Below are 12,109 nucleotides of genomic sequence, written 5' to 3' on the forward strand. Positions count from 1 at the left end.
ATATGAATTTTGTAAGTATCAGAAAAAAACTTATGTTCATGATGGGAACGATTTGCGCTTTATTTGGCATCGCCTTAGCATTTATTTTATTTTTTGCTATTGACCAATCTCGTAAAGCTGAAACATTACAAAAAGAAATTTCTCCACTGGCAACAGAATTGAAAGAACGTGGAGACGCTTATCAAGTACAGCTATCTGCTTTAAGAGGCTATTTACTACAACATGATCAAGTCGAAATAGACAAGTTTAATGAGATGAGTAAACGTCTTGAGGATTCAAAAGATAAACTTCTTTCTAATCCAAATCTTTCTTCGTCCGTAAAAAGTACAATGGAATTAGGGTCTACTTGGAGAAAGTTCGTTGAAGAAAAAGTATTCACTCTTGCAAAAGAACAAAAATGGGAAGAAGCTTTACAAGTAGCTTCTTCAGAAAACGGGACGGTCTATAAAGTAATTGGTGACTTCACAAATTACAGTAATGAACAAGCTAAATTACGTGAACAATCTATTGAAAAAATTGACCAATCTGCACTCTTAATTAAATATGTTATTTTCTTATCACTTGTTATTTGTATTGTCGCTGCAATTATTCTTGCATGGTGGTTCTCTGGTAAACTTGTGAAACCGATTCAACAAATTGACACGAAACTAAAAGAATTAGCCTCTCAAGAAGGTGACTTAACGGCACGTCTACAAGTAAATAGCAACGATGAAATCGGTGCTATCGCAACATCATTTAATAAAATGTTAGAAAACCTACAACAGATCATTAATCGTGTTCAAAAAACATCAGTGGAAGTACAAACCGCTTCTGAAAATATGCTAGAAAAAACGAATACATCACGTGAGGCGACATTAAGAGTCCAAAGCTCGATGTCCAACTTAAATGCAAGTATTCAATCACAAACTTCTAGTATGGAAGAAAGTTCAACTGCAATGGACGATATGGCAGTAAGTGTTCAGCGTATCGCTGAATCTGCTTCATCTGTGGCGGAACTTGCTGTTGCCACATCTGAACATGCTAGCGATGGAAGTACCGTTATCCAAAAATCTGTTTCACAAATGACAACAATACACGAAGCTGTAAATGCTACGTCAGAAGTCGTTGAACGTCTAATCACTCATACGAAATATATTGATACTGCTGTACAATCTATTTCTAATATTGCTGAGCAAACAAACTTACTTGCTTTAAATGCTTCTATTGAGGCAGCTCGTGCTGGCGAGCAAGGAAAAGGATTCGCTGTCGTAGCTGACGAAGTTCGAAAACTTGCTGAACAATCTAAAACAGCTGCAACAGACATTAATCAATTACTACATCAAATTCAAAATGATACAGAAACTGCTAGCTCTATGATGTCTCAAGGCCGTTCTGAAGCATTTGAAGGCATTAATGTTATTCGTGAAGCTGGTACTTCTTTCACAACAATTGTGGACCAAGTAAATAAAGTATCTACTCAAATGCAAGATATATCAGCAACTGCTGAAGAAATGGCTGCAAGTGCTGAAGAAATGAATGCTTCACTTAATAACATCGCTTCTATCTCGACTGAAGTATCCAGCGAAACTGCCGCAACAGCACAATCTGCTGAACAGAAAGTTATTGTTATGAATGAAATGACAGTAACTGCTAGAAAAATGAAACAAACAGTTGAAGAGTTAGATCAACTCGTATCTCATTTTAAAACAGAATAGATGTTCAAAAAATATCCCTTCTTTGAAAGAGGGATATTTTTTTGAGCTCATTTCCTGCACATTATGCTCATTTCCGTTATAATGAGAATCGATATCATTAAAGTGTAGGAGGGGCTGCTTATGTCACAAGAAGCATTTGAAAATAAATTACTTGCCAATTTAGAGGCTGTTATTGACCCTGAACTAGGTGTTGATATCGTTAATCTTGGATTAGTTTATGATGTTACAGCAGATGAAAATAATAATGCTGTCATTACGATGACTATGACTTCTATCGGTTGTCCAATGGCTGGGCAAATCGTATCAGACGTTAAAAAAGTATTATCAACAAACGTACCTGAAGTTAATGAAATAGAAGTAAATGTCGTTTGGAATCCACCGTGGTCGAAAGAACGTATGTCACGTATGGCGAAAATCGCATTAGGTATTCGCGACTAAATAAAGTGGAAATTTCATCATTTGGGGATAGCGGGATAAAGAAAAGACCTGACTAGGATGTCAGGTCTTTTCTCTTATTATTTTACACCTACTGCATCATAAGCTTTCGTTACAGCTTGTACAGCTTTAGAGTTTTTACCGTATAAATCTTCAGCTGACTGAAGTGCCGCTTGACGCATCATTTTGAAGTCAGAGTTTGCAGTTAAATATTTCGTAAGCGCACGGTAGTAAATTTTTTCTGTTGCTTCACGGCCCACTCCAGTTACTTTCACGCCGTAATGATCTCCGCCTTCAGATACTAAATAAGCAGCTTTATTATTAATACTACTGTTAATATGAACGCCGCCATTATCAGCTGTTCCAGTATAACGTTTACTATAGTGATCTGGGTAACCTTCACTTGGTTTTAATGGGTTTGGAATAGACGCTGGATCTTTTAATGAACGAAGTGCATCGCCTGGTTTATCAGGTGTATAAATGTCAGCACCTAAATCCCAGCTCTTCTTCTCAACCATAACACCCATAATGTCAGATAACGATTCATTTAACGCCCCTGACTCATTTTTGTAAACAAGGTTTGCTGTATGTTCAGTTACAGCATGCGTTAATTCGTGACCGATAACATCAAGTCCAGCAGATAATGGAATGAATGTTTTTCCATCGCCATCACCGTACATCATTTGCACACCATTCCAAGCTGCGTTATTCCAAGCTGTACCTACGTGAACAGTTGAAATAAGCTTCGCACCTTTATCATCGAAAGAGTCCCGATTAAATGTCTTTTTGTAGTAATCATATACTTTTCCTGCATTTACATGCGCATCAACTGCAGCTTTATCTTCGAAGAACTTAGATTTACTTTCAACTTCTTCTCCTGTATATCCAAGCCATTGTGAGAATAAATTAAACCAGTTCTCGTCCATATTTTCTGCATCAAATGTATGAACACCTTGTCCTCGTTTACCATCAAACAAGTTGAATTGTCCTGTTTTCGTATCTTGAGCAATTTCAAATGATTGTCTAGCACCTAATACTCCGTAACCAAATCCAGTAATGTTATCTACAGCGTTATATTTCTCAATAACATTTCCATTCGTTGCATCAACAAAATAATGCCAATATCCTGGAGCTGGTTTTGAAATCGATGCCTTAACTAAGTATGCAAGATAGTAATTACCGTCCTTTTCATATACAAATAAATCTTTTTTCACACCGTCATAACTCTTTACTTTACCAATTTCTTTCTCAATATCTGCCTTTGCAATCGTTTCTGCTTGTTCCGCAGTAATGCTTGCAGCTGCAGGAATATTTTTATCATCTAAATTCGGAATAACTTGTCCGAAGAATGCTTTTACATTATTCTCTTTATCAAGTGTAACAGTTTGATCAGAACCGTACACAGGAATGTTATTATGTTTCTCAACTAGCTTCACATGTGTCGTATCAGATTCAGCGTCTTTTTCTTCCCCAACGATATTAAAATGCTTTTCAATATTTCCTGCTAATTTAAACATATCTTTCTTACTCTCTAAGTATTGAAAGACTGTCTCTTTTTTATCTAGTCCTTCCGGTGCTTTCCATTCTTCACCTATGTATGCAGGTGTTTTAAATTCTTGATGATATTGAATTTTTTGTTCTTCCGCTTTCGTTGTCGTTGCCCCAAACGCTCCAAATCCCCCGGCGATAACAGTTAACGCTAATGCTGATGAAATGACTTGCTTTTTCACTATAACATTCCCCATTCCCATAAAGATTTTTGACACTTTTATACAATTCTTATTTTCCCAGCCGATACCTCTACTAAAATTTTGAGAAACATTTTTCAGACAATTCCAATCAAAAAAAGAGGACATCTATCGGATGTCCTCTTTTCTATAAACCTTTTATTGTTTTTTCAATTCAATTGCTAAATAATGAGATTGCTCTTTTGCTTCAATATGAATATCTTCTTCTACCGCTTCTGCTGCATCACGCATAACAAGATTTTCACCATTGATTACACTGCTTCCTTCAATTTGTACAAGGTACAATTGACGGCCTTCTTTCACTGGAAAATGAATTTCTTTTCCAGCCTCTAATGATAAGGAATATAAATTCGCATCTTGGTGAATTTGAATTGGTGCATTTCCTTCTACTGAAGATACCATATGGAACCATTCATTTTCACGCTTGCTCCAATCAAATTTAAACTCACCATAGTTTGGTTTATGATCTGCACGGTCTGGTAAAATCCAAATTTGTAATAAACGCAGCGTTTCATCGCCTAAATTATGCTCGCTATGAAATACACCCGTACCAGCACTCATATATTGAACATGTCCACGCTCAATCGTTCCGCGATTTCCCATGCTGTCTTCATGTGTTAAAGCACCATCTACAACGTAAGAAATAATCTCCATATCACGATGTGGATGCATATCAAAACCAGTTTGCGCCGCTACTAGATCATCATTAATAACACGTAACGCTCCGAAGTTCATGTTATTTGGATTATAGTAATTGGCAAAAGAAAAATGAAAATGTGTATTTAACCAACCATGATTTGCTCTGCCCATATTTTTATGATCAACTTTTCTAAACATATCCTTCACCTCATACTATCTCGAATTCGAGATTTATTTTAAAATTTTTTCTTACTGTAACTTTTTTAGTAGTGTTAATAATTGCTTTTGTTCCTCTATATTTAAATTATGAAACTTCTCTGCTTGGAACGTTTCTTGAGGTGGGACGATTTCCTCATATAAAGCTCTTCCCTTTTCTGTTAAAGAAATATATTTCGTAGTACCCTCTTGTTCACGCAAAATCCACTCAAGCTGCTCCATTTTATTTAAAAGCTGCGTTACATTTCCTTTCGTAACAAATAGCTTATTTCCAAGTTCTTGCTGCGTTAAACGATTATGTCCTCCAACTTGAGCTAACACATCAAACTGGGCGGCAGATATATTCCATTTTTTCAAATGCTGATTCGTCTCACGAATACTCTTATTATAAAAGCGTGACAAACGAAACCATAATAGTAGCCCTAGTCTATCTTCTGTTTTCATTTCATCACCTCGCTCGTTTCATATCATTAGTTTAGAACTAAACTTAATAAAAGTCAAATACTTATTTTTAATAAGCATAAAAAGCACAGCGCTATTTCTCCACTATGCTTTACATTAACTTTCTACTCTTATATTCATCCAATTTCCTCTCCGCGAACTTCCTCGCATCTTTTTCAATCCACCGCTCTTCGTACCGTTCACTTCCCACATACAATATATCTCTCTTATGCTGCATCGCATGGCGAAATTCATGCAGTAGCGTTTTGAGAACTTGCTCATACTCTTCCCACATACAAACGAAAATTAATTGCTTTTCTTTATGATAAAAACCACCTACTGGGAATAGGAACTCTTCTTCCTCTTCCCCTAATGATAGAAGTACATCATTTGCATCGCACGTATCACAAAAAATAACGGGCGTTTTACATACTTCAATAAGAGAACACAAATCCTCTCTCAGCTTTTTGACATCCCAAGGAAGCTCCGAATCCAACACATACCAATTCTCTACCTGTTGATATACATTTTGAAACTGGAGTTCCATTTTTCTTTATTCCCCTTTCCAAACTCCCTTTTCCTATATGTATGCCACAATATGGCAAATATTAAACGTATTCTTTCATCCTTGAAAAAATGCCAATAAAGAAGGGATCTATGTCGACATAAATCCCTTTTTTCATAAATATCTTGTACTTTGATTTTAAAAAATTCAGCTCTTCTTCATATCCCACTTAAAGATTTTATTTAAGAATTTATATACATTCTTCGACTCCTTTGTCAGAAGTGGGCCTAAAATGGATAGTATAAGCACGTATAGTGCTGAGAATGGTTTCAGTACTGACATTAAACCACCAGCGATACCGATATTAGCCATAATGATGGAGAACTCTCCTCTTGAAACGATTGTTAATCCGATATTTGTTGATGCTTTATGAGATAATCCAGCTTGTCTTCCTGCAATCATTCCTGCTACAAAGTTACCGATTATCGTAAGAAGGACAGCACCTAACGTTAACCATATCGCTCCGCCTAATGAGAACGGATCAATACTTAACCCGAAGCTGAAGAAGAAAATAGCTCCGAAAAAGTCTCTAAATGGAACAACAAGATGTTCAATTCGGTCACTATGCTCTGTCTCAGAGAAAACTAATCCTAGAAGAAGTGCTCCAATTGCTTCTGCAACGTGAATTGTTTCTGAAAAACCAGCAATGAAGAATAATGAGGCAAATACTACAATAATAAAGATTTCATCTGAGCTAATATTGAGCAATTTATTTAATAACGGCGTAGCCTTTCTAGCTACTATAAAGAATAGAAGCATATATCCTAAAGCAATTCCAATTGAAGTAAGGGCACCTAAGAAGGAAGCGTGATCCCCAAGTACTAAACCAGAAACAACTGATAAATATACAGCAAGGAATATATCTTCAAACATAATAATTCCTAAAATTAATTCGGTTTCATTATTACCAGTTCTTCTTAAGTCCACTAACACTTTAGCAACGATAGCGCTAGAAGAAATCGTAATAATACCCGCAATAATTAAGATTTCTAGTAATGGGAATCCCATTATAAATCCGTATAACAAACCAAGTGAAAAGTTAATTAAAATATAAATCGTTCCGCCAATCGCAATAGATCGTCCAGATTTAATTAGTTTTTTCATTGAAAATTCTAATCCTAGATAGAATAGAAGGAATAGAACCCCAATTCGTCCAAGGAAGGAAATTACACTTGCACTTTCAATAAATTTGAGATCGATAACACCTATTGTCGGTGCATGCGGTCCTACTAACATTCCAAGAACGATTAGAAAAGGAATTACTGAGAATTTAAATTTCCCAGCAATTACTGCTGCAATTGCCACTAAAACTAAAGCTGTACCAACTTCAAAAATTAACGTATCCATCTAATCAGTCCCCCCTATTTGAAAGTAATTCATTAATGATTTTTTTAATTTCTTCTCTCTCACCTGACACTACAAGCATATCTCCTTCTTCAATTACTATTTCTGGTCCTGGATTAAATAGCTTCTTCATGTTCTTCTTCATAACCGCGATTATCGTTACGCTATATGTTTTTCTTATTTCAAGATCGCCAATTGTTTTTCCGATTGATGGAGCTGTATTCTCCACTTTGAACCACTCAATCGCTAAACCTTCAAAAACCATCTCAACATTTTCTAACGCCCTAGGCTTATATACCATTCCACCTAATATTGCAGCAATTTGTCTCGCCTCTGAGTCACGTAGTGAAATACTTGAGATGCTTTCTTCATGATCTGAATCAAAATGATACATTTCTCTACGACCATCATCATGAATGACAATTACCATCTTTTCGTTACCTTTCGTAACGATTTGAAACTTATAACCAATACCTGGAAGTTCACTTTCTCTAATATTCATTTTTAGCTCCTCCATAACTTATTTATTTTAATTTTCTGTTTTTCTGCCTTTTATTCATCCAATCAACTTTAGAAATTCTAACCACTCAGGATATTTGTGATTTGGAAATCTTTTATTGTAATAATAAGTGGACCCTAAAAAGATACTTAAAGATGTAATGATAAAAAATATATTACTTCTCATTTTCAAACTCTGAAGGCTTACTTTCCATAAAGAATCTTCTTTCAAATTAGCCCCACCTTCTCGCTTTAAATTTAGTTTTTTAAAATGTAAATAATTCTAAAAATATTATGATGTAACATAATCATAACACAAAAACGTTTTAAGTAACATAACTTTTTAGAAAAATTGATTCTCGTATATTTTTTGCATATAATTTTCTTATTACGAAAAAAAGGAAGTGTATTATATGGTTGATATCTTTAGCAGATTCCTTGAGGTAACGAATAATATTTTATGGTCATATATTCTTATTGCAATGCTAATCGGCTTCGGTCTTTACTTCTCTTTTAAATTAAAATTTGTCCAAATTACTCATTTCAGTGAGATGGTCAGCTTAATTAGTAAAGGGTTTAATCGAAAAGAAAAAAAGAAAGATAGCATCTCACCATTCCAAGCATTTTGCTTAAGTGCAGCAGCACGTATCGGTATCGGAAACTTAGCTGGTGTAGCATTAGCAATTTCAATGGGTGGACCTGGCGCAATATTTTGGATGTGGTTTATCGCAATTATCGGAGCAGCTACTAGTTTTGTAGAATGTACACTTGCGCAAATTTATAAAGTAAAAGATGGAAGTAGGTTCCGTGGTGGACCAGCATATTACATGGAAAAAGGGTTAAACAAACGCTGGATGGGCGTCTGGTTCTCACTTCTTATTACAGTTGCGTACGGATTAATTTTCAATTCAGTGCAAGCGAATACAGTAACAATAGCGTTTGAAAATGCTTTTGGACTAGAGCGAACTCTTGTAGGAGCTCTATTAGCTTTATTAGTTGCAGTTATTATTTTCGGTGGTATCAAAAGCATTTCACGTATTACAGAAATGATTGTTCCTCCAATGGCAATTATTTATATTGGTGTGGCAATTTTCGTCGTAATTAACAACTTCAGTATGTTACCAAGCATTTTTATAGAAATATTTAATGGTGCATTCGGTTTAGACCAAGCCATCGCTGGTGGTATTGGAGCAGCAATCAAGTTCGGAATTCAGCGCGGTTTATTCGCTACAGAAGCAGGAATGGGTAGTTCTCCTAATGCAGCCGCAACATCTGATGTATCTCACCCTGTAAAACAAGGGCTTGTTCAAGCGTTAGGCGTTTTCGTAGATACATTCTTAGTATGTACATCAACAGCATTTATCGTATTATGTTCTGGACTTTACAAAGGATCAAATTTAGAAGGTATCGAATTAACACAAAACGCATTAAGTTCACAAATTGGACCGTGGGCAAGCACTTTCTTAGCGATTATTATTTTCCTATTCGCTTTCAGTTCACTTCTAGGAAACTACTATTATGGTGAAACAAATATCGCATTCATTAAAGAAAGTAAAACATGGTTAATGATTTATCGTGTTGCAGTTGTCGGAATGGTATTCTTCGGATCAATCGCTGCTCTTAAAACAGTTTGGAGTTTAGCTGATTTATTCATGGGACTAATGGTATTCACAAACTTAATTGCCATCTCATTCCTTAGCAAATTTGCTTATGCTGCATTAGTAGACTATTTGAAGCAAAAGAAACAAGGAAAAGATCCTGTCTTCGTTGCAAACTCTATCCCTGGCTTAAAGAATACAGAGTGCTGGGATGGGCAAGATGTAGAAGAAAAACAAAAGGCTGTTTAACAAATAAAAGCGGAAGCGGCTCGTTCAGAATCGCAGGACATTGGAGCTCTCGACCTTGAAGCGCTTTTTGCTTCGAGCGAGAGAGCGAAATGACCGGAGATTCTAGCCGCTGGAGCTGGATATCATTAAAAGCGGAGGTGACTTGCTCAGAACAGGAGGGCATTGGAGCTCCTTCCTGTGAGACATTCTTTGTCTCACAGGAAGGCGCGAAATGACCGACTGTTCTAGCCACCGAAGCTGGACATCATTAAAAGCACAAGCGGCTCGTTTAGAACAAGAGCCCTATCTCAAACAAAGGCCCTATTACTTCACCGTAATAGGGCTTTTTATTTACAACAGTTCATAATTTGTTCAAATTAATTCCAGCAAAAGGGTTGATTTATAGAGATTACTAGATTATAATGATTATAAATTAGTAATTGATATCACATAACAACTCAAAAGGAGATTGATCATAATGAACAAACAAGTAATCGAAGTATTAAACAAACAAGTAGCAGACTGGAGCGTTTTATTCACAAAACTTCACAACTTCCATTGGTACGTAAAAGGACCTCAATTCTTCACATTACACGAGAAATTCGAAGAACTTTACACAGAATCAGCTACTCACATCGATGAAATTGCAGAACGTATTTTAGCAATTGGCGGCAAACCAGTAGCAACAATGAAAGAATACTTAGAACTATCTTCTATTCAAGAAGCAGCATACGGAGAAACTGCAGAAGGGATGGTCGAAGCAATCATGAAAGACTACGAAATGATGCTAGTCGAACTGAAAAAAGGCATGGAAATCGCTCAAGACTCTGACGATGAAATGACATCTGACCTACTACTAGGCATCTACACAGAACTAGAAAAACACGCTTGGATGCTACGTGCGTTCTTGAATCAATAATATGTAAAAGCGGAGGCGGCTTGCTCAGAATCGCAGGGCACTTCAAGCTCTCGACCTTGAAGCGCTTTTTGCTTCGAGCGAGAGAGCGAAATGACCGGAGCTTCTAGCCGCTGGAGCTGGATATCACCTAAAAGCGGAAGCGGCTTGCTCAGAATGTGAGGGGGATGGAGCTTTTGACGTAGAGGCGCTCTTTGCCTCGCAGGAAAAAGCGAAGCCACCGAACATTCTAGCTACCGGAGCTGGATATCATTTAAAGCGGAAGCGGCTCGTTCAGAGTCGCTTTTTTCTATAGATTAATCGCGCATGCTGGTACATGAAATTTATATCAGCGATTTTTCCAACATATCGGCGATTCTCCCCAATATATCAGCGATTTTTCAATTATATCGGCGATTCCCTCCAATATATCAGCGATTTTTCAATTATATCGACTTATCGACAAATCACGACAATATTAACACACCCCTCTCCCCTACTTTTATCAATATATTACAATCTCATCTATGTTAAAATATAGGAAACACCCTTTAGCTTTTCCAAATTCATCATTTACTACTTAAATGACGGGAGTGGTTCAGTTGAAAGACTACTTAATTAGAGCATTTTTTGCGTTAATAACAGTTGGGATTCTCTTACTTATAGCTAATATTTTCAATATACGTGTCGAGGTTAAGGACTATGCTTTCCTCGTTGTCGTAGCAATTGGTGGCGGCTGGGGTGGCTGGTACCTGTATAAAAAACAAAGCAATCAAAATAATAAAGGCATTCCAAAGTAATACGGAATGCCTCTTTTTATTGCCTTCTGTAATAAATAATGAAATTCAGACCACTAATACAACCAATCGCAATAAACATACAAAACGATTGTGGATCTCCACCTAGATTATACTCATCAACGATGAATCCGGACATAAACAACGTTATCGCGGAAACACCGATACACAATACCGAGATAAACCAAAGCGAAAATTCATTAATCAACTCTTTCTTCTGTCTCAAAACAATTAGCATAACAAGAATAGACGCTGCTAAAATACTTTTAAAAACCGGTCTTAAATACACAAACTCCTCCATCTCTTTCTCCTTTTCCAAAAACATTACATCTAAACATTAACATATTTAACCAAATTAAAAACACATGCCGTCTTAAATTAAAACGACATGTGTTTCCGTATTTGCTATGATAGTTGCTTCCACTTCGTTCCCAAAACAGGACGCTCATAATTTTGGATTGCATGAATTAGTTTATCTGCTGTCTCTGCTGAAACGATCAATTCTTTATTTGATGGATTCATAAATCCTTCTTCCGCTGCACGTTCAACCATTTGCAAAATTGGTCCGTAAAAACCTTTTATGTTTAATAAACCAACCGGCTTATTATGTATACCAATTTGTGACCAACATACAACTTCAAATAGTTCTTCAAACGTTCCGTATCCGCCTGGAAGCGCAATAAAAGCATCTGCAAGCTCTGCCATTTTCGCTTTACGTTCATGCATCGTCTCTACTTCAATTAATTCTGTTAATCCTGTATGCACAATTTCTCCTCGGAATAGACCGCGTGGCATAACACCTGTTACACGTCCACCTAAACGAAGAACTTCGTTTGCTACTTCTCCCATTAATCCGACACATGAACCACCGTATACGAGCTCATAGTCGTTCTCAACAAACATTTTACCTAACTGAATTGCCTGCTCTTTAAATTCTGGTCTCTCCCCTAAATTAGAACCTGCAAACACACAAATCTTTCTCATCCCTACACCCCGAAACTATATATTGTT

The 12,109-nt window shown here is 36.5% G+C and carries 13 protein-coding genes; 5 read left to right on the forward strand and 8 right to left on the reverse strand.

Going from position 1 to position 12,109, the window contains the following annotated elements:
* The first annotated feature begins 2 nt into the window (after positions 1–2).
* Together ACTFRY_RS20585 and ACTFRY_RS20590 are read left to right on the forward strand one after the other, a co-directional pair.
* Positions 3–1,694: a methyl-accepting chemotaxis protein gene (locus ACTFRY_RS20585; RefSeq protein WP_016118855.1), complete on the forward strand. Its 1,692-nt coding sequence runs from the start codon at positions 3–5 to the stop codon at positions 1,692–1,694.
* A gap of 120 nt (positions 1,695–1,814) precedes the next feature.
* Positions 1,815–2,132, forward strand: a complete 318-nt coding sequence (locus ACTFRY_RS20590; RefSeq protein WP_000076422.1) for a metal-sulfur cluster assembly factor — start codon at positions 1,815–1,817, stop codon at positions 2,130–2,132.
* A gap of 77 nt (positions 2,133–2,209) precedes the next feature.
* Here ACTFRY_RS20590 and ACTFRY_RS20595 read toward each other — a convergent pair whose 3' ends face one another.
* The 6 genes from ACTFRY_RS20595 to ACTFRY_RS20620 form a co-directional block, all read right to left on the reverse strand.
* Positions 2,210–3,859 (reverse strand): M4 family metallopeptidase, encoded by a 1,650-nt coding sequence (locus ACTFRY_RS20595; RefSeq protein WP_043308787.1) that lies wholly within the window; start codon positions 3,857–3,859, stop codon positions 2,210–2,212.
* 156 nt (positions 3,860–4,015) lie between these two features.
* A complete protein-coding gene (locus ACTFRY_RS20600) occupies positions 4,016–4,714 on the reverse strand; it encodes a pirin family protein (protein WP_000488928.1) in 699 nt (232 codons plus the stop codon).
* A gap of 51 nt (positions 4,715–4,765) precedes the next feature.
* Positions 4,766–5,176, reverse strand: coding sequence for a MarR family winged helix-turn-helix transcriptional regulator (locus ACTFRY_RS20605; protein WP_000845467.1), 411 nt, complete (start codon positions 5,174–5,176; stop codon positions 4,766–4,768).
* A gap of 109 nt (positions 5,177–5,285) precedes the next feature.
* Positions 5,286–5,720, reverse strand: a complete 435-nt coding sequence (locus ACTFRY_RS20610) for a DUF3920 family protein (protein ID WP_000422797.1) — start codon at positions 5,718–5,720, stop codon at positions 5,286–5,288.
* A gap of 165 nt (positions 5,721–5,885) precedes the next feature.
* Positions 5,886–7,085, reverse strand: coding sequence for a cation:proton antiporter (locus ACTFRY_RS20615; protein ID WP_000380222.1), 1,200 nt, complete (start codon positions 7,083–7,085; stop codon positions 5,886–5,888).
* 4 nt (positions 7,086–7,089) lie between these two features.
* Positions 7,090–7,584, reverse strand: a complete 495-nt coding sequence (locus ACTFRY_RS20620) for a cation:proton antiporter regulatory subunit (RefSeq protein ID WP_098617082.1) — start codon at positions 7,582–7,584, stop codon at positions 7,090–7,092.
* A 409-nt stretch (positions 7,585–7,993) separates the two neighbouring features.
* On the opposite strand from ACTFRY_RS20620, the gene ACTFRY_RS20625 reads away from it, so the two are divergent.
* The 3 genes from ACTFRY_RS20625 to ACTFRY_RS20635 all read left to right on the forward strand — a co-directional run bounded on the left by ACTFRY_RS20625 (position 7,994) and on the right by ACTFRY_RS20635 (position 11,101).
* Positions 7,994–9,427: an alanine/glycine:cation symporter family protein gene (locus ACTFRY_RS20625; protein ID WP_000227596.1), complete on the forward strand. Its 1,434-nt coding sequence runs from the start codon at positions 7,994–7,996 to the stop codon at positions 9,425–9,427.
* Between the two features lie 457 nt (positions 9,428–9,884).
* Positions 9,885–10,325, forward strand: coding sequence for a Dps family protein (locus ACTFRY_RS20630; RefSeq protein WP_001041895.1), 441 nt, complete (start codon positions 9,885–9,887; stop codon positions 10,323–10,325).
* Between the two features lie 578 nt (positions 10,326–10,903).
* The gene (locus tag ACTFRY_RS20635; RefSeq protein WP_000656313.1) at positions 10,904–11,101 is read left to right on the forward strand and encodes a hypothetical protein; all 198 of its coding nucleotides are present in this window, start codon (positions 10,904–10,906) and stop codon (positions 11,099–11,101) included.
* A 16-nt stretch (positions 11,102–11,117) separates the two neighbouring features.
* Here the strand turns inward: ACTFRY_RS20635 and ACTFRY_RS20640 are convergent, their stop codons facing one another.
* Both ACTFRY_RS20640 and ACTFRY_RS20645 read right to left on the reverse strand, forming a co-directional pair.
* A complete protein-coding gene (locus ACTFRY_RS20640; protein WP_000390910.1) occupies positions 11,118–11,399 on the reverse strand; it encodes a hypothetical protein in 282 nt (93 codons plus the stop codon).
* Positions 11,400–11,503: 104 nt separating this feature from the next.
* Positions 11,504–12,067 (reverse strand): TIGR00730 family Rossman fold protein, encoded by a 564-nt coding sequence (locus ACTFRY_RS20645; protein WP_002062664.1) that lies wholly within the window; start codon positions 12,065–12,067, stop codon positions 11,504–11,506.
* Between the last annotated feature and the right edge of the window lie 42 nt (positions 12,068–12,109).

The sequence above is a fragment of the Bacillus cereus group sp. MYBK195-1 genome (genome assembly GCF_051916605.1).
In the GTDB taxonomy this organism is placed as follows: domain Bacteria; phylum Bacillota; class Bacilli; order Bacillales; family Bacillaceae_G; genus Bacillus_A; species Bacillus_A cereus.

Excerpts from the sequence above, each read along its gene's own strand:
- ACTFRY_RS20625 (WP_000227596.1), top strand. The coding sequence starts at position 7,994 with ATGGTTGATATCTTTAGCAGATTCCTTGAGGTAACGAATAATATTTTA.
- ACTFRY_RS20605 (WP_000845467.1), bottom strand. The coding sequence starts at position 5,176 with ATGAAAACAGAAGATAGACTAGGGCTACTATTATGGTTTCGTTTGTCA.
- ACTFRY_RS20590 (WP_000076422.1), top strand. The coding sequence starts at position 1,815 with ATGTCACAAGAAGCATTTGAAAATAAATTACTTGCCAATTTAGAGGCT.
- ACTFRY_RS20600 (WP_000488928.1), bottom strand. The coding sequence starts at position 4,714 with ATGTTTAGAAAAGTTGATCATAAAAATATGGGCAGAGCAAATCATGGT.
- ACTFRY_RS20585 (WP_016118855.1), top strand. The coding sequence starts at position 3 with ATGAATTTTGTAAGTATCAGAAAAAAACTTATGTTCATGATGGGAACG.
- ACTFRY_RS20630 (WP_001041895.1), top strand. The coding sequence starts at position 9,885 with ATGAACAAACAAGTAATCGAAGTATTAAACAAACAAGTAGCAGACTGG.
- ACTFRY_RS20610 (WP_000422797.1), bottom strand. The coding sequence starts at position 5,720 with ATGGAACTCCAGTTTCAAAATGTATATCAACAGGTAGAGAATTGGTAT.
- ACTFRY_RS20620 (WP_098617082.1), bottom strand. The coding sequence starts at position 7,584 with ATGAATATTAGAGAAAGTGAACTTCCAGGTATTGGTTATAAGTTTCAA.
- ACTFRY_RS20615 (WP_000380222.1), bottom strand. The coding sequence starts at position 7,085 with ATGGATACGTTAATTTTTGAAGTTGGTACAGCTTTAGTTTTAGTGGCA.
- ACTFRY_RS20640 (WP_000390910.1), bottom strand. The coding sequence starts at position 11,399 with ATGGAGGAGTTTGTGTATTTAAGACCGGTTTTTAAAAGTATTTTAGCA.